Origin of the sequence: Aeromonas sp. ASNIH4 (assembly GCF_002934425.1) — a bacterium.
In the GTDB taxonomy this organism is placed as follows: Bacteria; Pseudomonadota; Gammaproteobacteria; order Enterobacterales; family Aeromonadaceae; genus Aeromonas; species Aeromonas hydrophila.
In genome coordinates this window covers 2,117,163-2,138,838 of the sequence record NZ_CP026217.1, presented here as the reverse complement: position 1 = coordinate 2,138,838, position 21,676 = coordinate 2,117,163, and the positions used below count along the sequence as shown (strand labels likewise).

Annotated in this window: 16 protein-coding genes, 1 pseudogene and 1 other annotated feature; of the genes and pseudogenes, 11 read left to right on the top strand and 6 right to left on the bottom strand. The window is 63.1% G+C overall.

From position 1 onward, the window contains the following. Positions 1 to 54: 54 nt before the first annotated feature. From C2U40_RS09850 to C2U40_RS09825, 5 genes are all read right to left on the bottom strand, one after another. Complete coding sequence (locus C2U40_RS09850; RefSeq protein WP_181014826.1) at positions 55 to 921, bottom strand: alpha/beta fold hydrolase; 867 nt, start codon at positions 919 to 921, stop codon at positions 55 to 57. 8 nt (positions 922 to 929) lie between these two features. Then, positions 930 to 1,445, bottom strand: a complete 516-nt coding sequence (locus tag C2U40_RS09845) for a Slp family lipoprotein (RefSeq protein WP_016350775.1) — start codon at positions 1,443 to 1,445, stop codon at positions 930 to 932. Between the two features lie 95 nt (positions 1,446 to 1,540). Continuing rightward, on the bottom strand, positions 1,541 to 2,242 hold the full coding sequence (gene tsaB / locus C2U40_RS09840; RefSeq protein WP_181014825.1) for a tRNA (adenosine(37)-N6)-threonylcarbamoyltransferase complex dimerization subunit type 1 TsaB: 702 nt from the start codon (positions 2,240 to 2,242) through the stop codon (positions 1,541 to 1,543). A gap of 109 nt (positions 2,243 to 2,351) precedes the next feature. Continuing rightward, the gene (locus tag C2U40_RS09830) at positions 2,352 to 4,274 is read right to left on the bottom strand and encodes an ATP-dependent DNA helicase (RefSeq protein WP_103828058.1); all 1,923 of its coding nucleotides are present in this window, start codon (positions 4,272 to 4,274) and stop codon (positions 2,352 to 2,354) included. 67 nt (positions 4,275 to 4,341) lie between these two features. Continuing rightward, a complete protein-coding gene (locus tag C2U40_RS09825) occupies positions 4,342 to 4,584 on the bottom strand; it encodes a hypothetical protein (RefSeq protein WP_011706055.1) in 243 nt (80 codons plus the stop codon). A gap of 186 nt (positions 4,585 to 4,770) precedes the next feature. Next, positions 4,771 to 4,899, top strand: a sequence feature (His leader region). Between the two features lie 24 nt (positions 4,900 to 4,923). On the opposite strand from C2U40_RS09825, the gene hisG reads away from it, so the two are divergent. From hisG to hisIE, 11 genes and pseudogenes are all read left to right on the top strand, one after another. Further along, positions 4,924 to 5,820 carry an ATP phosphoribosyltransferase gene (hisG, locus tag C2U40_RS09820; protein WP_017408376.1) on the top strand — a complete coding sequence of 299 codons (897 nt, stop codon included), beginning with the start codon at positions 4,924 to 4,926 and terminating at the stop codon, positions 5,818 to 5,820. 12 nt (positions 5,821 to 5,832) lie between these two features. After that, complete coding sequence (gene hisD / locus C2U40_RS09815; RefSeq protein ID WP_103828040.1) at positions 5,833 to 7,158, top strand: histidinol dehydrogenase; 1,326 nt, start codon at positions 5,833 to 5,835, stop codon at positions 7,156 to 7,158. After that, positions 7,155 to 8,225 (top strand): histidinol-phosphate transaminase, encoded by a 1,071-nt coding sequence (gene hisC / locus C2U40_RS09810; RefSeq protein ID WP_103828039.1) that lies wholly within the window; start codon positions 7,155 to 7,157, stop codon positions 8,223 to 8,225. Before hisD ends, hisC begins: the two co-directional genes overlap by 4 nt. Positions 8,226 to 8,240: 15 nt before the next feature. Beyond that, positions 8,241 to 9,392, top strand: a complete 1,152-nt coding sequence (hisB, locus tag C2U40_RS09805) for a bifunctional histidinol-phosphatase/imidazoleglycerol-phosphate dehydratase HisB (protein ID WP_103828038.1) — start codon at positions 8,241 to 8,243, stop codon at positions 9,390 to 9,392. Further along, the gene (hisH, locus tag C2U40_RS09800; protein ID WP_029300841.1) at positions 9,392 to 10,033 is read left to right on the top strand and encodes an imidazole glycerol phosphate synthase subunit HisH; all 642 of its coding nucleotides are present in this window, start codon (positions 9,392 to 9,394) and stop codon (positions 10,031 to 10,033) included. The genes hisB and hisH overlap by 1 nt, the downstream gene beginning before the upstream one ends. A gap of 5 nt (positions 10,034 to 10,038) precedes the next feature. Next, entirely contained in the window at positions 10,039 to 10,782 is a 744-nt protein-coding gene (gene hisA / locus C2U40_RS09795) for a 1-(5-phosphoribosyl)-5-[(5-phosphoribosylamino)methylideneamino]imidazole-4-carboxamide isomerase (RefSeq protein WP_103828037.1), read from the top strand. Positions 10,783 to 10,947: 165 nt separating this feature from the next. After that, positions 10,948 to 12,057 (top strand): response regulator, encoded by a 1,110-nt coding sequence (locus tag C2U40_RS09790; RefSeq protein WP_103828036.1) that lies wholly within the window; start codon positions 10,948 to 10,950, stop codon positions 12,055 to 12,057. Beyond that, on the top strand, positions 12,050 to 14,203 hold the full coding sequence (locus C2U40_RS09785) for a PAS domain-containing protein (RefSeq protein WP_103828035.1): 2,154 nt from the start codon (positions 12,050 to 12,052) through the stop codon (positions 14,201 to 14,203). Before C2U40_RS09790 ends, C2U40_RS09785 begins: the two co-directional genes overlap by 8 nt. Next, positions 14,200 to 18,170: pseudogene (locus C2U40_RS09780) on the top strand (PAS domain S-box protein). The gene C2U40_RS09785 and the pseudogene C2U40_RS09780 overlap by 4 nt, the downstream one beginning before the upstream one ends. 180 nt (positions 18,171 to 18,350) lie before the next feature. Further along, the gene (hisF, locus tag C2U40_RS09775; RefSeq protein ID WP_103828033.1) at positions 18,351 to 19,124 is read left to right on the top strand and encodes an imidazole glycerol phosphate synthase subunit HisF; all 774 of its coding nucleotides are present in this window, start codon (positions 18,351 to 18,353) and stop codon (positions 19,122 to 19,124) included. Then, positions 19,117 to 19,752 (top strand): bifunctional phosphoribosyl-AMP cyclohydrolase/phosphoribosyl-ATP diphosphatase HisIE, encoded by a 636-nt coding sequence (hisIE, locus tag C2U40_RS09770; RefSeq protein ID WP_103828032.1) that lies wholly within the window; start codon positions 19,117 to 19,119, stop codon positions 19,750 to 19,752. Before hisF ends, hisIE begins: the two co-directional genes overlap by 8 nt. 63 nt (positions 19,753 to 19,815) lie before the next feature. On the opposite strand, the gene C2U40_RS09765 is transcribed toward hisIE, so the two are convergent. Next, complete coding sequence (locus C2U40_RS09765; protein ID WP_103828031.1) at positions 19,816 to 21,441, bottom strand: acyl-CoA synthetase; 1,626 nt, start codon at positions 21,439 to 21,441, stop codon at positions 19,816 to 19,818. Positions 21,442 to 21,676 lie beyond the last annotated feature (235 nt).

The following is a 21,676-nucleotide window of genomic DNA, read 5'->3' as shown; positions in this document are numbered from 1 at the left end:
AACGGAAAAATGTGAGGGAGAAGACAAACCTGGAATTATTGAAAGCCGTCGATTCTACCGAATTTGACAAAATTTTTCGATACAAACCGCGGTCTCTGCCGAATTTTCCATATGAAAATGGTGGTTTCCCGCCAAAATGACCCGTTCTATCTGGGCAAACGCGGCATGACGCTGTTGCCACTGTGCCTGCAGGCTGGCAAAACCCTCTGCGCCGGCGATAAACAGCACAGGACAGGCAATGGCCCGGATCAGCGCCTGGGCCTGCCCTTCGCTCATGCGCATGGGGGAGAGATCCCGCAAACGAGGATCGCTGCGCCAATGCCAGCGCCCTGCCCGCGCTTCCAGTTGCCGTTCGCAGATGAGGCGTGCCGAACCCGGGCCAATGTCGGCCACCTTGCAGCGCGCCGCCACCGCTTCATCGATGGACGCAAAGCCCTGAGAGGCTCGCTCGCGGGTACGACTGCGGTTGAGGATGGCCCGACGCAGCTGCTCCGGCACCGCTTCATCCGGCTGGCTGAGAGGCCCGAGCCCCTCCAGCAGGATGAGTCGCTCCACCTGCTCGGGAAAGACCCCGGCATAGGCGGAAGCGATCAAGGCCCCGAGGGAGTGGCCAAGCAGCGTGAATGCCGTCCAGCCCGCCGCCTGGGCGATCTGGTAGAGATCGTCCAGCCAGTCGACGAAGACATAGGGCGTGCTCTTGTGATCCGAGTGACCGTGCCCCGGCAGATCGATGCAGACCAGCTGACAGTGGGTCAGATAAGGGGCAAGGGGCACAAAGCTCGCACTGTTGTCGAGCCAGCCATGCAGCGCAACCAGCAAGGGTTTGCTGGTCTGCTCACCCAACGCTGGCTGGCTCTCAAGCAAGGCCACCCGGCGGCCATCGGCCAGGATCAGGAAGCGCTCCTGAAGCACGGTCTTCACTCCCGGTCCTAGCGGCGCAGCGGCCGTCTCGGCCAGTAGGGATCATAGAAGGGGTCGTAGAAGTAGGGATCCACATAGCGAACCTCCACCTCCTTGACCGGCGGCCACAGCTTGCTGCCCGTCACCTTGAGCACCGAGAAGCGGTATTTGTGCTCGCCTATCTGGCTGTCGAGCGGCTTGTCGATGGTGCCGAGCACCGTCAGGCTGCGCCCCTTGGCATAGAGAGTCGGATCGACAAAGCCCTGCATGATGGCCAGAAAACGACCCGGGCTCTGCTCGGTCTGCTCCGGCACCCCGTTGGACTTGAGCGGCAGATAGACCACCTCGATGACGCTCTGATCCGCCTTGTTGTGTACCGCCGAGATCACCCCGCTCCAGCGGGCCGGTTTGCCCTCCAGGCCGGCAAGGGCCGGCTGGTAGGCTACCAGCTGGTTGGCGGGCTCATAGGCCAGCTCTTTCGGAACCGAGCTGCAGGCACCGAGCAAGAGCCCCGCTGCCCCCATCACCATTGCACGCTTCAACATGTCACGCTCCTCTGGCCAGATGAAACCGGCCTGTCAACCACCCGCAATGGGGCATGTTCCCTGCGGCGTGAGCGACATGCCTGCCACTCCCGCCCTTATTCGCGACCCGGCAGCTTCTTCCAGGTCACCTTGTCACGCAAATAGACCGGTGTCGCCTGCTCCACCGCCACCGCCTCGCCAGCCAGCCAGGCGCTGCGCGCCAGCGGCAGCATGTCCAGCGCCGCCGGGAAACGCACCTGACTCGCTACCAGCTCGTAGGCAAGACCACTCAAAATCTCGCCATAGGTCTCAAAACCGGTGCCGACGCAGGTCACTCGACCCGCCAGCTTGCCACGGACGTCAACCAGTGCCGCGGGCTCGCTCACCACCTCGTCGCCCACCAGCTGCATGCGGCCATCGATCAGCTCATAGCGGCCGAAATAGACCTCGTTCATCCGCGCATCGATGGCGGTCAGCACCTGTTCGGCACCATTCAGACGATGGGCACCTTGCGCCATGGCGGCCAGGGTGGAGATGCCGATCAGCGGCACGCCGGCCCCAAAGGCCAGGCCCTGCGCCACACCGATGCCGATACGCACCCCGGTAAAGGAGCCGGGACCACGACCAAAGGCAATGGCATCGAGCTCATCCAAGGTTATCCCGGCGTCGTCCAACACAGCCTGAACCATGGGCAGGATCTTGCGGGTGTGATCCCGCGGCGCCTCCTCCCAGCGGGAGAACACCTGCTCCCCCACCAGCAAGGCGGCGGAGCAGGCTTCGGTGGCGGTATCAACGGCCAGGATCTTCAACTCGTTCATGCTTTCCAATCTCTATAAAATCAGTCAATTACATAATCTGCAAGCAGACAGTGCCAGCAGTTTTTCAAAATGTTGCAAGGTTTGGCCGGCCACGCCAGCGCAAACACGATCACCGCCCGGCGAGCGCCTGCTGCTCGAAGAAATTCCCCAGCATCGCCAGCTCCCGGGTCCGTGGAATGGCGGGCAGACTCTTGATGAAGGTGGCGCCGTAGGGCTTGTTGACCATGCGGGGATCACAAATGACCAGTACTCCGTGATCACTGCGATCACGGATGAGCCGCCCCACCCCCTGTTTCAAGGCGATCACCGCCTTGGGCAGCTGGATATCGGCGAAGGGATCGCCGCCCCTGAGCTTGCAGTCATCCACTCGCGCTTTAAGCTGCGGATCATCGGGGCTGGCAAACGGCAGCTTGTCGATGATAACACAGGAGAGCGCCGCCCCCCGCACGTCGATCCCCTCCCAGAAGCTGCTGGTCGCCACCAGCACGGCGCGGCCATTCTCGACAAACTCCTTGAGCAATCGCTGCTTGTTGTCCTCTCCCTGCAGCAGGACGGTGCGCCCAATCTCCCGGCGCAGCACCTCGGCCACCTGGCGCATCACCTGATGGCTGGTACAGAGAAAGAAACAGCCCCCCGGCGTCTTGTTGATGAGCGGGATCATCAGATTGGCCAGCTGCTCGCCACGGCCAAAGGCATTGGGCTCAGGCAGAAAGCGTGGCACGCACAGCCGCGCCTGCTCGCCATAGTCGAACGGGCTGTCGAGAATAAGCTCGGCGCTGCCGGCCAACCCCAGCTCGGCTTTGAAGTGATCAAAGCGCATGTCCACCGTCAGGGTGGCCGAGGTAAACACCCAGGCGACCTCTGGGCGCAGCACCTCGGCACCAAAGCGCTCGGCCACCGACAGCGGGGTCAGGTTGAAGGTAAAGTGCAGCCGCGAGCAGTCGTACCAGTAGGAGAAGCCCGTCTGGTTGATGGCCAATACCTCTCCCAACCGAGTGCGCAACTCACTGATGCGCTCGAAACAGTGGTCCAGCTGCTCGCCGCGCCCGAGCGCCAGTTTCAGCACCTCGTAACAGAGCCCGAGGGCATCGTTGAGGCGGGCCAGCGCCTGGCCCCAGAGCGGCTGGCGCAGTATGTCGCGGGTGTTGCCGCGCCCACCGTCCACCCCGAAGGCAAGCCGCAGATCCTGGCTGGCGATGGCGAGCCGGTCGGCCGCCTTGCCGAGCTGGGCCATGTCGTGGGCCTCGGCCCGATAGGCGAGCTGGATATCCTGCGCCAGATCCAAAATGGTGCGGCTGCCCACCGATTTACCGAAGTAGTTGGTGGCGATCTCGGGCAGCTGGTGCGCTTCGTCAAACACGTAGACCTGCGCTTCGGGCACCAGCTCGCCGAAACCTGTGTCTTTGACCGCCATGTCGGCAAAGAAGAGATGGTGGTTGATCACCACCACCTGGGCATCCATGGCACGGCGGCGAGCCACCACCAGATGGCAGTCGTCGTAATAGGGGCAGTCGCGACCGAGGCAATTTTCATTGGTGCTGGTGACGTGCGCGAGGATTTCGGCGTTCTCCTGCAGCCCCGGAATATCCCCCACGTCGCCGTTGTCGGTGGCGGTGGACCAGGACTTCACCTTGACCAGATCATTGAGCACTTCCGGTTTTTGCAGGTGGGATTCGCTGAGCAGCCGGTTCATCCGCTCGATGCACAGATAGTTGCTGCGCCCCTTGAGCAGGGCCACCGGCGGGGTGTAGGAGAGCGCCCCCGTGATGGTGGGGAGATCCCGGTAGAAAAGTTGCTCCTGCAGGTTCTTGGAGCCGGTGCTGATCACCACCCGTTTGCCGGATTCCAGCGCCGGCACCAGGTAGGCGTAGGTCTTGCCGGTACCGGTGCCCGCCTCCACCAGCAAGCGACCATGCTCCTTGATGGCACGCGCCACCGCCTCGGCCATCTCCAGTTGCGGGGCACGGGCTTTGAAGCCGTCGATATGGCTGGCCAGAGGGCCGTCTGGCTTGAACAGGGTCTGGATGGTCAAAAGGGCGTCCCGCAGCAAAAGGGAACATTATGCCAAAAGTGTGGCAAAAGCGGGACTGATTCTGCGCCTAGACGAAGAGATCGATCTGGTGATCGGGATCCGGTTTGTGATCATCCTCTTCAGGTGCCGGCTGATCACGCTTGGCCGATGGATAAGGCTGCTGGCGCTGCTGGGAGTCACCGTTGTCAGTGCTGGTCTTGCGCAGCTGATGCTTCTGGCTGATCTGGGTCACTTCCCGCTTGATGTCGTCACTGCTCGGGGCGGCCGGCGCCCGGGGCAGAATGGGGAATAACAGGTCCTGACTGGGCATGATGTCGCCTCCTCTGGCTCACCTTGTCTAGTTATCGACCAGAAAACCGTTTTCTCAACTTTAATCGACCAAATCACATTTTCCGGTTGCTTTTTCCGTCAAGGCAGGTAGTTTAAATCGGGCGTCAACTACGACATCTTATTTGTAAAGGATTGATTACATGCAGTTCACCAGCCTGAAGACTCATCACCACCATCATCATCCCGAATAGTCTTTCAGGAGGTTGACTGCTGGAAGACACTTAACTGGTGACTTCCAAAAGGACCGCAAGATTCATAAGCCCTCGGAAGCACTGACTTCCGAGGGCTTTTTCGTTTTTGACTAGAAGGAAATCGAGCAATGGAAACACAACGTCTGCGCATCGCCATGCAAAAATCCGGTCGTCTGAGCCAGGACTCCCAGGCCCTGTTCAAGAGCTGCGGCCTCAAGATCAACCTGCGCGAACAGCGCCTCATCGCCCATGTCGAGAACATGCCCATCGACATCCTGCGGGTACGCGATGACGACATCCCGGGGCTGGTGATGGAAGGGGTGGTCGACCTTGGCATCATCGGCGAGAACGTGCTGGAAGAGGTGCAGCTCATCCGTGCCTCCCAGGGCCAGCCCTTTGCGGTCAAGACCCTCAAGCAGCTCGACTTCGGCGGCTGCCGCCTCTCCCTGGCGGTACCGGACGACGTCACCTACACCGGGCCACAGAGCCTCGCCGGCAAGCGTATCGCCACCTCCTACCCGGGGCTGCTCAAGCGCTTCTTCGACGAAAAAGGGCTCGGTTTCAAGAGCGTGATGCTGGGTGGTTCGGTGGAAGTGGCTCCGCGTGCAGGCCTGGCCGATGCCATCTGCGATCTGGTCTCCACTGGTGCGACTCTGGAGGCCAACGGCCTCAAAGAGGTGGAAGTGATCTACCGCTCCAAAGCGGTACTGGTGCAGGCGCCCAACCCCTTGTCCGATGCCAAGCAGAAGATCATCGACACCCTGCTGCCCCGCATTCAGGGGATGCAGCAGGCGCGCGAGAGCAAGTACATCATGCTGCACGCGCCCAAGGACAAGCTCGATGCCATCACCGATCTGCTGCCGGGCGCCGAACGTCCCACCATCATGCAGCTGGCGGGTGAGACCAACCAGGTGGCGCTGCACGTCGTCTCCAGCGAGACCCTGTTCTGGGAGACCATGGAACAGCTCAAGGCCCTCGGCGCCAGCTCCATTCTGGTGCTGCCCATCGAAAAAATGATGGAATAAGGAAGGGACATCATGCAGACCCTGATCTGGAAGACCCTCTCCCCCGCCCAGCAGGCCGACGTGCTGACCCGGCCGGCCCTGAGTGACGAGGCCGACATCGGCGCCGTGGTGCGGGAGATCATCGCGGCGGTACGCAGCCGGGGCGACGAGGCCCTGCGCGAGCTGAGCCAGCGCTTCGAGCGCGCCCCGCGCCAGCAACTGCAAGTGAGCGACGCCGAAATCGAGGCCGCCTGCGCCCGGCTGGGTGACGACATCAAGGGCGCCATCGAGGCGGCCATCGCCAACATTCGCACCTTTCACGCCGCCCAAGTACAACCGGTAGTGCGGGTGGAGACCCAGCCCGGGGTGGTGTGCGAGCTGCGCACCCAGCCCATCAGCCGGGTCGGTCTCTATGTGCCGGGGGGCAGCGCGCCGCTCCCCTCCACCGTGATGATGCTGGCCATTCCAGCAGCTATCGCCGGTTGCCGTGAAGTGGTGCTCTGCACCCCGTCCCCGGCCAGCGACGAGATCCTGTTCGCCGCCCGCGCCTGCGGGGTCGAGAAGGTGTTCGCCATTGGCGGCGCCCAGGCCATCGCCGCCATGGCCTACGGCACCGAAACCATTCCCAAGGTGGACAAGATCTTCGGCCCGGGCAACGCCTATGTGACCGAAGCCAAGGGGCAGGTATCCCGCGACTGGCGCGGCGCCGCCATCGACATGCCCGCCGGCCCCTCCGAGGTGCTGGTCATTGCCGACGAGAGCGCCAACCCCGCCTTCGTGGCGGCGGATCTGCTCTCCCAGGCCGAACACGGCCCCGACAGTCAGGTGGTGCTGGTGACCACCTCGCCGCTGCTGGCCGACGCCATCAACGGCGAGATCAAGCGCCAGCTGGCCAAGTTGACTCGGCGCGATATCGCCGCGCAGGCGCTGGGCAGCAGTCTGGTGATCCTCTGCGACGATCTGGCAGAAGCCTGCGCCATCTCCAACGCCTACGCCCCGGAGCACCTGATCGTGCAGACCCGCGCTCCCCGTGATCTACTGGATCAGCTTGAAAATGCCGGCTCCATCTTCCTTGGGGCATGGACACCGGAATCAGTCGGCGATTACGCCAGCGGTACCAACCACACCCTGCCCACCTATGGCTATGCCCGTACCTGCTCGAGCCTGGGCCTCGCCGATTATCAGCGCCGCTACACGGTGCAGGAGCTGAGCGAGCGCGGCATTCAGGGCCTTGGGCCCATCGTCGAACGCATCGCCCAGGCCGAAGGGCTTGATGGTCACAAGAACGCCGTCACCCTCAGGTTGAACGCCCTGGCCGCCGCGTCCCAACAAACAGCACAGCAGAAGGATTTGTCATGAGCATTGCCAACCTGGCGCGCCGCGTGGTGCGGGCCCTCACCCCTTATCAATCCGCTCGCCGCATCGGCGGCAAAGGCCACGTCTGGCTCAACGCCAACGAGGCGCCGCTGGCCTATCCCTTCACCATCGAGGGCAGCCGTCTCAACCGCTACCCCGAGTGCCAGCCGGCCGAGGTGGTGAACGGCTATGCCGCCTACGCCGGGGTCAACCCCGATCAGGTGCTGGTGAGCCGCGGCGCCGACGAGGCCATTGAGCTCTTGATCCGCACCTTCTGCGAAGCGGGTGAAGATCAGATCCTGATCTGCCCGCCCACCTACGGCATGTACGCCATCAGCGCCGAGACCTGCGGTGTCGGTATCGTCGAGCAGCCGCTGACCGCCAGCCGCCAGCCTGACTGGCCCGCCATTGCCGATCGCCTGTCCGACGTGAAACTGGTGTTTCTCTGCTCCCCCAACAATCCCACCGGGGGTCTGGTGGGTCGCGACGGTCTCATCGCCCTGCTGGAGAAAGCCCGGGATCGCGCCATCGTAGTGGTGGACGAGGCCTATATCGAGTTCTGCCCCGAGGCGTCCGTGGTGGACCTGCTGGCCCGCTTCCCCAATCTGGTGGTGACCCGCACCCTCTCCAAGGCCTTTGCCCTGGCGGGTATCCGCTGTGGCTTTACGCTGGCAAGCCCCGAGGTGATCGCCATGCTGGCCAAGGTGATCGCCCCCTATCCCATCCCCGAGCCCATCGCCCAGATCGCGGCGCAGGCCCTCTCCCCCATAGGACTGGAGCTGATGCAGGAGCGAGTGGTGGAGCTCAACAAGCAAAAAGCCGCCTTCAAGGCCGCGCTGGCAACCCTGCCCTGCGTGAAAGAGGTGTTCGAGGACAAGGGCAACTTCGTGCTGGTGCGCTTTGTGGATGGCGCCACCGTCTTTGTCGCCATGAAGGCTGCCGGCATCATCTTGCGGGATTTCTCCAGCAAGCCGGGCCTGGACAACAGCATTCGCGTCACCATCGGCTATCAGGGCGAGATGGACGCCGTACTGGCGGTATTGCGTGATTTGCCCTCTCCCTCTTTTTAAGACAAGGATGTAGCGATGAAGACCCCGTTTTTGTTTATCGACCGCGACGGCACCCTGATTGAAGAGCCGGTGACCGACAAGCAGGTGGACAGCCTCGCCAAGCTGCGCTTCGAGCCCATGGTCATTCCAGTGCTGCGCGAATTGCAGGCCGCCGGCTACGTGCTGGTGATGGTGACCAACCAGGATGGGCTGGGCACAGCCAGCCTGCCGCTGGAGAACTTCCAGCCCCCCCACGACCTGATGATGCACCTGTTTGAATCGCAAGGGGTGAACTGGGAGCAGGTGCTGATCTGCCCGCACTTCCCCACCGACGGTTGTAGCTGCCGCAAGCCCCACCTCGGGCTGGTGAAGGAGTATCTCGCCTCCGGTCGCATCGACTTTGCCAACTCCTTCGTGATCGGTGACAGACAGACCGATCTGCAACTGGCCGACAACATGGGCATTCGCGGCATTCGCTACCACCCGCAGGATCACGACTGGCTTGCCATCCGTGATCAGCTGCTGTCCAAGGGGCGTACCGCCTCGGTGGAGCGTTACACCAAGGAGACCCGCATTCAGGTTGCAGTGGATTTGGACAAGAGCGGCGGCAACCAGATCGCCACCGGCATCGGCTTCTTTGATCACATGCTGGATCAGATAGCGACCCACGCAGGTTTTCGGCTCAAGCTCAAAGTGAGCGGCGATCTGCACATCGACGATCACCACACGGTGGAAGATGTCGGGCTGGCGCTGGGTCAGGCGCTGCGCCAGGCCCTTGGCAGCAAGCGCGGCATCGGCCGCTTCGGCTTCGTGCTGGCGATGGACGAGGTGCAGGCGGTGATCGACGGTCGCCCCCGCCTGGTTGACGGCGCCAATGACAGTGCCCAGGCCCCCTCGCTGACCGAGCTGGACGTGGCCACCGCGCTCGACTTGAGCGGCCGCCCCTACTTCGTGTTCGACTGCCCGAGCGGTTTTGGCCGCGACAGCGTGGGCGAGATGGCCACCGAGATGGTGCCCCACTTCTTCCGCTCCCTTTCGGACGCCATGGCCATCACCTTGCAGATGAAGGTGGGCAGCGGCAACACCCACCACCAGGTGGAGGCGCTGTTCAAAGGCTTTGGCCGCGCCCTGCGTCAGGCCATTCGAGTGGAAGGGAGCGAGCTTCCCTCCAGCAAGGGAGTGCTGTGATGGATATAAGCAAGCAGAAGCTGGTCATTATCGACACCGGCTGCGCGAACCTCGCCTCGGTGCGCATGGCATTCGAGCGCCTCGGCGTGCAGCCGCGGGTCTCCCGCGAGGCTGCCGACATCGAGCGGGCGGACAAGCTGATCCTGCCCGGCGTCGGCACTGCGGTAGCCGCCATGAAAAATCTCAACGAACGGGGGCTGGTGCCGCTCATTCGCGCCGCCAAGCAGCCGCTGCTGGGTTTTTGCCTCGGCATGCAGATGCTGGCGGAGGCGTCCGAAGAGAGTATGGCGGCCGATGGCAAGACCCATGCCTTGATCGATTGCCTTGGCATAGTGCCGGGCAGGATCAAGCTGATGGAGGTGGGCAACCTGCGCCTGCCCCACATGGGCTGGAACCAGATTGAGCACGACGAGAGCCATCCTCTGCTCAAGGGGATCCCGAGCGGCAGCTACTTCTACTTCGTGCACTCCTATGCGCTGGAGGTGACCGAAGCGACGCTGGCGACCTGTGACTACGGCAAGCCTTTCACCGCCATCGTGGGCGGGGTTGCAGAGCACAGCAATTTCTTTGGTGCCCAATTCCACCCGGAGCGCTCCGGCGCGGCCGGTGCCCGCCTACTGCAAAACTTTTTGGAGCTGTAACAAGGATGATTATCCCAGCCATTGATCTGATTAACGGCCAAGTCGTGAGGCTCTATCAGGGCGACTACGGCCAGAAGACCGCCTACAGCGACAGCCCGCAGGCCCGCTTCGACGAATATGTTTCCCAAGGGGCGGTGCAACTGCATCTGGTGGACCTTGACGGTGCCAAGGATGCCAAAGCGCGCCAGCTCCCCCTCATCGCCCAGCTGCTGTCGGCCACCGAAGCACCGGTGCAGGTGGGGGGCGGCGTGCGCAGCGAGCAGGATGTGGCAGACCTCTTGGCCGCCGGCGCCAGCCGGGTGGTGATCGGCTCCACCGCCGTCAAATCGCCGGATCTGGTGGCCAGCTGGATGGAGAAATACGGCCCCGAGCGCATCGTGCTGGCGCTGGACGTCAACATTGATGCCCAGGGCAATCGCCATATCGCGGTGGCCGGCTGGCAGGAGAACAGCGGGGTGACCATCGAAGCGCTGATCGAGCGCTTTCTGCCCGCCGGGCTCAAGCACGTGCTCTGCACCGACATCAGCCGTGACGGCACCCTCTCAGGCACCAACATCGAGCTCTACCGGGATCTCTGCGCCCGCTATCCGAGCGTCGGTTTTCAGGCCTCCGGCGGCATTGGCGGCATCGAAGACATCGAGGCGCTCAAGGGTTCAGGGGTCAAGGGGATCATCCTCGGCCGCGCCCTGCTGGAGGGCAAGTTCTCGGTAGGGGATGCCATCGCCTGCTGGGGAAATGGCAGCCTGTAAGCAAGCCGCAGCGTCGCCATCAGGACGTCGATTGAGAGAGAGGCTCCCTGCCGGGCCGTCCGGCCGGAAGCCTCTTCATCAAGGGGTAAATCGAGGTAAGTCCTTATTACTTGGTAACAATTGACTCTATACTCGAATTCACTGAGACAACGTCACGGAGGACCTATGTTTACATCTCACTCCGCCACCATCCTGATTGTCGATGACTCACCCGAAAATCTGATGGTGCTGACCGACCTGCTCTCTCCCACCTATCGGGTGCTCGCCGCCCAGAGCGGGGAGAAGTGTCTGCGGATCGCCACTGGCAAGACAATCCCGGATCTCATCCTGCTGGATGTGATGATGCCTGGCATGGACGGCTATGAGGTGCTCAAACAGCTGCGTATTACCCCTGCAACCAGTCGTATTCCAGTGGTGCTGCTCACCGCCCTCGCCGACCCCCAGAGCGAGGAGTACGGCCTGTCGCTGGGAGCCGCCGACTACATTACCAAACCCATCAAACCGGCCATCGTCCAGGCGCGGGTACGCACCCAGCTGGAGGCCAAACAGGCCCGCGACGGCCTGCAGAATCAGAACGCGGCGCTGGAGGCCGAGGTGGCACGCCGGATGACCGAGAACGACCTCATCCAGCAAGTCTCCATCCGGGCGCTCGCCCATCTGGCGGAGATCCGCGACCCCGAGACCGGCAATCACATCTTGCGCACTCAGGGCTATGTCAGGCAACTGGCCTGTGCACTGGCCAGTCACCCCCGTTTTACCGACACCCTGACCCCCCGCTACATCGATTTGCTGAGCCGCTCGGCGCCGCTGCACGACATCGGCAAGGTGGGCATTCCGGATCAGATCCTGCTCAAGCCGGACAAGCTGACCCCGGCGGAGTGGCAGATCATGCGCACCCACGCCAAGCTCGGCAGCGACGCCATCGAAGAGGCCGAACGGGATATCGAGCAGCCGCTGGTGTTTCTCACCCTGGCCAAGGAGATAGCCCACTGGCATCACGAGAAATGGGATGGCAGCGGCTATCCCGACGGCCTGCAAGGGGACGCCATCCCGCTCTCGGCCCGCCTGATGGCACTGGCGGACGTGTTCGATGCGCTCATCAATGTGCGGGTCTACAAGGCGGCCATGCCCTATGAGGAGGCGCGCGCCCTGATCCTCTCCGGCAGCGGCCAGCATTTCGACCCGGATGTGGTGACGGCGTTTGACAACTACTTCGAGCAGTTCGTCGCCATCGCCGAGCGCTACCAGGATGACAATGAGGCCAGACATGGCTGAGCAGCCCTCGTTGACCCGGGCCCATGTGCTCAACGTCGTGCTCACCTATGCCGCAGTGGCGAGCCTGTGGATCCTGCTCTCCGACAAGGCCGTGGAGTGGCTGTTCAGCACCCCGGCCCAATTCGCGCTGGCCAGCACCATCAAGGGGTGGCTGTTCATCCTCATCACCGCCACCATGCTCTATACCATGCTGCGCCGGCGTATCGACCAGCCGACGGTGACCACCACCCCTTCCCGGCGCCAGCTGTTGCCATTCGTGCTGCTCAACGGCCTGATCCTGGCCCTGACCGCCATGGCCATCGCCCAGAACATCAACCTGACCCAGGACAAGGAGGCCGCCCGGCTCGAGACCATTGCCGATCTCAAGAGCAAGCGCATCACCGAATGGCTCAGCGCCCGGGAATTTGACGCCCACATTTTGTTTGAAAACCCGCTGTATGCGGCCCTCTATCGCGAAGCCCAGGCCACCCGGGCCGGTCATGCCAACCTGATGACCAAATTGGACGAATTTATCTCCATTCGCCGCTTCAGTGCCGCCAGCGTGCTCTCGCCAGAGGGCAACTTGCTGTGGCACACCCCGGATGCCAGCGGCCTGAGCGCCCAGTTGCGCGCGGCATTGAAGGACGCAAAAAGCGGCAGCATCACCCGGGTCGGCCCCTATCTGGACGAGCAGGGTCAAGCCCGCCTCGACTTTATCGCCCCGCTCCCCATGGCGGGCGACAAGTCGCCTTTCATCGTGCTGCAGATAAGCCGCAGTGACTGGCTCAACAACATTCTCAAATCATGGCCGGTGCCGGACAGCAGTGGGGAGGCCCTGCTGTTTCGCCGCAGCGGCGATCAGATCCAGTTTCTCAACGATGTGCGCTATCGCCCCGGTTCGGCTCTCACCCTGCATTTGCCCGTCAGCAGCAAGGAGTTGCTGGCAGTCCAGTTCCTGCAGCAGAGCCGCAATGAAGAGGACAAGGCGCTCTTCTTTGGCAAGGATTACCGCAACACGCCGGTGTTTGGCACCGTACAGCCGGTCATGGGCACCGACTGGTATCTGCTGGCCAAGATAGACAAGGCCGAACTCACCCGGGCGGAGCTCAAAGAGAGCATCTGGATCGGGCTCATTGGCCTGCTGGTGCTGCTTATCGCCAACACCGGCATTGTGCTGCTGCGCCAGCACACCCGGTTGCAGATGGCCGAGCAGGTTCGCCAATCCCAGGCCGGCCGCCTGCAGGCGCTGCAACTGCTCTCCGCCATCGCCGACAGCTCGGAAGATGCCATCTTCGCCAAGGACAGAGAGGGCAAATACATCCTGTTCAATCGCGCCGCCAGCCAGTTCGTCGGCAAATCGGCCAGCGAGATGCTGGGTCAGGACGACATGGCCATCTTTCCCCCCGATCAGGCCCGCATGCTGATGGCGCTGGGTGAACAGGTGATCGCCAACAACCGGGTACAGACTCAGGAGGAGTACCTGACCCTGCCAGGCGGCGAGCGGGTGTTTCTCGCCACCAAGGGGCCGCTGCAAGACAGCGATGGCCAGGTGATAGGCATCTTCGGCATCTCTCGCGACATCACGGATTTCAAGCGGGCCGAAGCGGGCCTGCGCGAGCGGGAGGGGCTGTTTCGCGCCCTGGTGGAACAGTCACTGGCCGGCATCTACATCATCCAGCAGGGCCAGCTCTGTTACATCAACCCAGGTTTTGCCCGCCTGTTCGGCTACGCCTCGACCGCCACCCTGCTCAAAATTGGCACCCTGCACGCCCTCGCCAGTCCGAAAGACAGCGCCAGGGTGGCTGAGCAATTGCAGCGCTGCGAACAGGAAGACAGCGAGATCCACACCCGCTTCACCGCCCTGCACCACGACCACCAGAACATCGAGATGGAGCTCTATGGGCGCCGTGTCGATTATCGCGGCCAGCCCGCCGTGCTTGGCCTGCTGCTGGATGTCACCGAACGCGAACAGGTCGAGCAGGCCCTGACCCGACAGGCCAGCGAGCTCCGTCAGCAAAACAATGAACTGGAGCGGTTCAACAAGGTGATGGTGGACCGGGAGCTGGCCATGCTGGCCCTCAAGCACAAGATCAACGAGCTGTCACTTCAGCTCGGGCAACAGCCCCCCTATCCGCAGGCCCCCACCCCGCCGGAGGAATCCCTATGACGCGCTGGTCTTCACTGTGCACCCTCGCCAACCCAGACAGCGCTGGGGTGTCTGCCTGCTGGCCGTGCTGCTGCCCGTGCTAATGCTGCAGATCCGGGTCCAGCTGCCCATCGCCTTTGGCGAGCGGCCGCTGCTGGTGCTGTTCATGCTGCCCATCACCGTCTGCGCCCTGCTCGGTGGCCTGCTGCCCGGCCTGCTCTGTACCCTGGTGAGCGGTCTGCTCACCACCTACTTCCTGCTCGCCCCGCTTCACGAGCTGCGCATCGGCGCCGGGCAGGATCTGGTGCAGTGGGGCATTCTGATCGCCAACGGCGTTCTTATCAGCCTGCTCAGCGCAGCCGTGCACCGCTCCCGCGCCCGGGAAACCCAGCGCTGGCAAGAGCTCAGCAGCATCCAGTCCCGCCTGCAACAAAGCGAGACCCGCTTCCAGGCCACCTTCGAGCAGGCTGCGGTCGGCATCGCCCTGGTCTCCCCGGACGGTAAGTGGCTGCGGGTCAACCGGCGGTTGTGCGACATGCTGGGCTACCAGGCCGACGAGCTGATGGGCATGACCTTCCAGCAGATCACCCACCCGGACGATCTCTTCATCGATCAGACCTACGTGGCCCAGATGCTGGCAGACGAACGGCAGCACTACACCCTGGAGAAGCGTTACCTGCGCAAGGGCGGCGAGGTCCTCTGGATCACCCTGACAGTGGCACTGGTCAAGGATCTCAAGGGAAAACCGGATTACTTCATCTCGGTCATCGAGGATCACCAGCAGCGCAAGGAGACCGAAGAGGCGCTGCGCCGCAACGAGGGGATCCTGCGTGAATCCCAGCACCTGGCCAAGATCGGCAACTGGCGCTGGAACATCGCCGACGACAGCCACTTCTGGTCGCCGGAGATCTACCGCATCTATGGCCGCGATCCCTCACTACCCCCGGCCATCTACCCCGAGGTAAGAAAGTACTTCACCCAGGATGGCTGGCGCGCCATCTCCCAGTCGGTCGAGCGCTGTCTGCAGGATGGCCTGCCCTACGAGTGCGATGCCGAGGTGATCCACGAGCAGGGCGAACCCATCTGGATCATCGCCCGTGGCGCCGCCCTGCGCGCCAACGACGGCACCATCGTCGAGCTGTATGGCACGGTGCAGGACATCACCGAACGCAAGCTGGCCGAGCAGCAACTGCTGCACAACCAGCAGGTGGCGCTCGATACCCAGCGCCGCGCCAGGCTGGCGGCACTCAACCTGATGGACGACGCCATCAGCGCCCGCATCCGCGCCGAAACCACCAGCAGTGCACTGCGCGAGAGCGAGCAGCGGCTGCTGATGGCCCAGGAGGGTGCCCACGTCGGGATCTGGGAGTGGAACATGCAGGGTGGCCGGCTCTTCTTCTCGCCCGAATGCGCCCGCCTCTATGGTCGCAGCGCCGAACAGCTCAGCGAGTTCAAGCAGTGGCACAGCTGCCTGCACCCGGACGACAAGCCCCGCCTCGACAAGTTGCTGGCCGAGCTGCCGGCAAGCGGCAAACCCATCGAGATCGAATTTCGGATCCTCTTGCCAAACGGCGACGTACGCTGGCTCAGCAGCAAGGGCAGCATCTACCGGGATGCCCAGCAGCGCCCGCTGCGCCTGCTCGGCATCCACCTCGACATCACCGAGCGCAAGCAGGCCGAGCAGCAGTTGCGCCAGCTTTCGCTCGCCCTGGAGCAGAGCCCGGATGGCGTCTTCATCACAGATACCCAGGCCCACATCGAATATGTCAACGTCGCCTTCCTGGCCGCCAGCGGCTACCAGCAGAGCGAGGTGATAGGACAGACCCCTTCCCTGCTGCGCTCCGGCCTCACCCCCAAGGCCACCTATATCGCCCTGTGGGATGCCATCAAGCGCGGCCAGCGCTGGCACGGCGAATTCATCAACCGGCGCAAGGATGGCTCCCACTATCAGGTGCTCGCCACCGTCTCTCCCATTCGCCAGGAGAACGGGGCCGTCACCCACTACGTGACGGTGCAGGCCGACATCACCGAGAAGAAGCAGCTCGGCGAGGAACTCGATCAGTACCGCTACCACCTGGAGGAGATGGTCAACGAGCGCACCCTGCAGCTGGCTCAGGCCCATCAACGGGCAGAGAGTGCCAACCGCGCCAAGAGTGCCTTCCTGGCCAACATGAGCCACGAGATCCGCACCCCGATGAACGCCATTTTGGGGCTCACCTACCTGCTAAAGCGCGACACGCCGGATCACACCCAGCAGGATCGACTGGAAAAGATCGACAACGCCGCCCAGCACCTGCTCACCATCATCAACGACATCCTGGATCTCTCCAAGATCGACGCAGGCAAGATGGCGCTGGAGCAGAGCGACTTCTCCCTTACCGCCATGCTGGACAACGTCAGCGCCCTGATGAGCGAGCAGGCGCGCGCCAAGGGGCTCACCATCATAGTCGACATCGGCGATACCCCGGCCTGGGTGCACGGCGACATCACCCGCCTGCGTCAGGCGCTGCTCAACTACGCGGCCAACGCCATCAAATTCACCGAACAGGGCTCGGTCACCCTGCGAGTCCGGGTGGATCACCCGCTTGCCGGCGGCTATCTGCTGCGCTTCGAGGTGGAAGATACCGGCATCGGCATCAGCCCGGAGCAGAGCGAGAAGCTGTTCCAGGCTTTCGAGCAGGCGGATGTCTCCACCACCCGCAAATATGGCGGCACCGGCCTTGGGCTTGCCATCACCAGCCGGCTTGCCACCCTGATGGGCGGGGAAGTCGGGGTCACCAGTACCCTTGGCAAGGGCAGCTGCTTCTGGTTTACCGCCCGCCTCGCGGTGGGTCAGGGCGAACCGCAGCAACCGGCAGCGCTCGAGCAGACGGTGCAGCAGGCCCTGTTCTTTGCCAACCACGCCAGGGTATTGCTGGTGGAAGACAACGCCATCAACCGTGAGGTAGTGCTGGAGCTGCTCAACAACAGCGGCCTCGTCATCGAGACGGCGGTCAATGGCCAGGAGGCGCTGGAGCGCGTCAGCCAGCACCCGTTCGATCTCATCCTGATGGACATACAGATGCCGCTGATGGACGGCTATAGCGCCACCCGGGCCATCCGCGCCCTGCCGGGCTGGGAGCAGGTTCCCATCCTGGCGCTGACCGCCAGTGCCTTCGAAGAGGACAGAAAGGCCTGCGAATCCGCCGGCATGAACGATTTCATCGCCAAACCGGTGACTCCCGCCAAGCTGTTCGAGGCGCTGCAGCAGTGGCTGCCCAACAGCACGGCTGCCGCCCCCAAATACCAGCGGCGGACGACCGACCTGCTGACTGGCCCCCTCACCCGCCTGCAAAATCTGCCCGGGCTGGATCTGCAACAGGGGCTGGCGGCGCTGCAGGGCAACCAGAGCAAATACGTCGCCCTGCTGCGCCACTTCGCCAGCGAGCACAGTCAGGACATGCAGCAGCTGGAGAGCCATCTGCATGCTGGCGACAGGCCGGCCGCCAGCCGGCTGATCCACACCCTGCGCGGGGTGGCCAGCACCCTTGGGCTGGTGGAACTGGCCGCCCAGAGCCAACAACTGGAGCAGGATCTGGCCAACAACAGCCAGACCCTGGCCGAGCGGATGGCACCGATCGCTCGCCTCCTCAGCGAACTGCCAAGTCTGCTGGGGGAGGAAGACCCCAGCCCCGCAGCGAATGCCGCACCGCTTGGCGGCCACTGGCAACAGCAGCTGCTGCGCCAGATTGAGGAGTTGCTGGTGCAGAGCGACACCGCCGTGATCCCGCTGTTTGAGCAGTATGCGGCCCCTCTGCTACTCGCCTTGGGGACGCCAGGCGAGATCCTGGCTCGCCAGCTGAAAGTGTTTGATTTTGACGGTGCCCTGCTCACCCTTCGTGAGCTGCTGGCAACAGATGGCTCTCAGCCAGGCTTGAGCGGCCAGGCGCCTGCTGGCACCAGCCGGCATCAGGGCGCGAGCAAGCTGGATAAAGGGTTGAATCACTGAATAAAGTCGTGCATATAGTGGTACTCCCCCGAGTGAAGACGCCGTCCGTTTCGGGTCTTTTTTTCCCGCTCAGGAACCCGCTGTTAAAGCATGCAAGCCACCTTTTTCACTCGCCGCCGGGCCCCTGGGCCCGTTGGCAACAACGTTAGTTTTAACAGTGCTTTACATGGAGCAACGAGCATGTTGTCAAAGCGTATTATCCCCTGCCTCGACGTCAAAGATGGCGTGGTGGTCAAGGGAGTGCAGTTTCGTAATCACGAGGTGATGGGCGGCATCGTCGAGCTCGCCCGCCGCTACGCCAGCGAAGGGGCCGACGAGCTGGTGTTCTACGATATAACCGCCTCGAGCGATGAGCGGGTGGTGGACAAGAGCTGGGTAAGCCGGGTGGCCGAAGTCATCGACATCCCCTTCTGCGTCGCCGGCGGCATCAAGAGCGTGGAGGATGCCCGCCAGATCCTGGAGTTCGGGGCCGACAAGGTCTCCATCAACTCGCCGGCGCTGGCCGATCCAACCCTTATCACCCGACTGGCCGAACGCTTCGGCGTGCAGTGCGTGGTGGTGGGCATCGACTCCTATTTTGATGCGCAGACCGGTCACTATCAGGTCAAACAGTTTACCGGCGACGAGAGCCGCACCCGTACCACCGCCTGGCATACCCTGGATTGGGTGCAGGAGGCGCAAAAGCGTGGCGCCGGTGAAATCGTGCTGAACGTGATGAATCAGGATGGCATGCGCCAGGGCTATGATCTCGAGCAGCTCAAGCTGGTGCGGGCCGTCTGCAAGGTGCCGCTCATCGCCTCCGGCGGCGCCGGTGCCATGGAGCACTTTCGCGATGCCTTCACCCTCGCCGACGTGGACGGGGCGCTGGCCGCCTCCGTGTTCCACAAGGGCCTTATCCCCATTCCCGAATTGAAACGCTGGCTGAAAAATGAAGGAGTCGCCATCCGTGAATAATCAAGCAGTTAACAACGAGCAGCCGCTCGCCGAACGCCTGGACTGGGCGAAATGTGACGGCATGATCCCCGCCATCGTCCAGCATGCCGCCAGCGGCGAGGTGCTGATGCAGGGTTTTATGACCCGGGAAGCTTTGGATAAAACCCTGGCAACCGGTCAGGTCACCTTCTTCAGCCGCAGCAAGCAGCGCCTCTGGACCAAGGGGGAGAGCTCGGGCCATGTGCTCCAGCTGGTCGCCATCAGCACCGACTGCGATCAGGATTCCCTGCTGATCGCCGCCAACCCCGTCGGCCCCACCTGCCATCTGGGCAACCCCTCCTGCTTCGACGGCCACCCCGTGCCGCCGCTCGGCTTCCTGGCCGAGCTCGAGCAGATCCTGGCAGCCCGCAAAGGCGCGGATCCGGCCACCAGCTACACCGCCAGCCTCTATGCCAAGGGCACCAAGCGCATCGCCCAGAAGGTGGGTGAAGAGGGGGTGGAAGTAGCGCTGGCCGCCATGGCCAAGGATAGGGAGGAGCTTATCAACGAATCCGCTGACCTGCTCTACCACCTGACTGTGCTGCTGCAAAACGAAGGGCTGGCGTTGAAGGATGTGGTGCAGCGGCTTTATGAGCGGCACAACAAATAATCGTTGAACTCATATCGACAAAACGGGCCATCAGGCCCGTTTTGTTTTACGGCTGTCGCAACCTCAACTGCCCAGCTGCTGGCGCAGCATAAATTTCTGCACCTTGCCGGTGGAAGTTTTCGGCAGCGGGGTGAAGATGATGCGCTTGGGGGCCTTGAAATGGGCCATCTGCTCGCGGCAAAACGCAATCAGCTCGGCCTGGGTGAGTTCGCGACCCTCCTTGAGCTTGACGAAGGCACAGGGCACCTCCCCCCACTTCTCATCCGGCATGGCGATCACTGCCACCTCGTCCACATCGGGATGGCGATAGAGCACGTCCTCCACCTCCAGACTGGAGATATTCTCCCCGCCGGAGATGATGATGTCCTTGGATCTGTCCTTGATCTCCACGTAACCGTCCGGGTGCCACACCGCCAGATCGCCGCTGCGAAACCACCCCTCCGCCATCGCCTCGGCGCTGGCGACCGGGTTCTTGAGATAGCCCTTCATCACCACATTGCCGCGCAGCACGATTTCGCCCATGGTCTTGCCGTCCCGGGGGACCGGCTCGCCGCTGACCGGGTTGATGACCCGCATCTCCCCCTGCAGGGGTGAGGCTACCCCCTGGCGTGCTTTCAGACGCGACAACGTGGTGGCATCCTGCCCCTGCCAGCTTCTTTGCGGTTCGCACAGCACGCAGGGGCCATAGGTTTCGGTGAGGCCGTAGACGTGGGTCACGGCGATCCCCATCACCTCCATGCCGGCGATCACGGTAGCGGGTGGCGCCGCCCCTGCGGTCATCGCCTTGATGGGGTGGTCGAGCCCGCGTTTGAGGGCCGGATCGGCGTTGTTGAGCATGTTGAGAACGATGGGGGCAGCGCAAAAATGGGTCACCTTGTGCTCGTGCAGCGCCTCATAGATGGCCGCCGCCTGCACATGGCGCAAGCAGACGCTCACCCCGGCCGTCGCCGCCAGCGTCCAGGGGAAGCACCAGCCGTTGCAGTGAAACATCGGCAGGGTCCAGAGATAGACGCTGTGCTTGGGCAGCTCCCAGGAGAGCACGTTGTTGACCGCATTGAGGTGGGCGCCGCGATGGTGATAAACCACCCCCTTGGGGTTGCCGGTGGTGCCGGAGGTGTAGTTCAGGGAAATCGCCTGCCACTCATCTTGCGGCAGCCAGCCGGGCTCATCCCCATTGCCCTCTGCAAGAAATGCCTCATAGTCGAGGTCGCCGACCAGCTCCCCCTCCCGGTAGAGGGGATCGTCGATGGCGATGAGCAACGGCGCGAGTTCAATCAATGCCAGCGCCTTGCGCACCACGGCGCCGAACTCCCGGTCTACCAGCACCACCTTGCTCTGGGCATGCTGGAAGATAAAGGCCATCGACTCGGCATCGAGCCGGGTGTTGATGGTGTTGAGCACGGCGCCGCTCATGGGTACCCCGAAGTGGGCCTCGAACATGGCCGGGGTATTGGGGGCGACGATGGAGACGGTATCCCCCTCGCCGATGCCGCGGCGGCGAAGGGCCGAGGCCAGCTGGCGGCAGCGCTGCTCGGTCTGGGCCCAGCTCTGGCGCAGAGGGCCGTGGATCAGCGCCGGATAGTCGGGGTAGACCCGGGCGGCCCGCCCCAGAAAGCTGATGGGGGTCAGCGCCTCATAATTGGCGGGATTTTTTTCCAGATCGCGCTGATAGATGTTCTGCTCTGTCATCGGGTTCCTTCCTCGCAGGTAGCAAAAGCGGTGCGCTCCCGGGAGCGCCGGCAGCCACCCTCTGGCGTCCTGCCAGAGGGTGCTCGTATCGGGGATCACAGCCTAGCGCGAGGTGATGGCCACAGATATTAGCAAAACGTCTTAGAGGCGCTGCGCCGGCGCCGCGAATCTGACCAAGCTGCATTCTGGTGGCTGTTTTTTCAGCGACAAATGTCGACGGGCAATATCCTCGGCA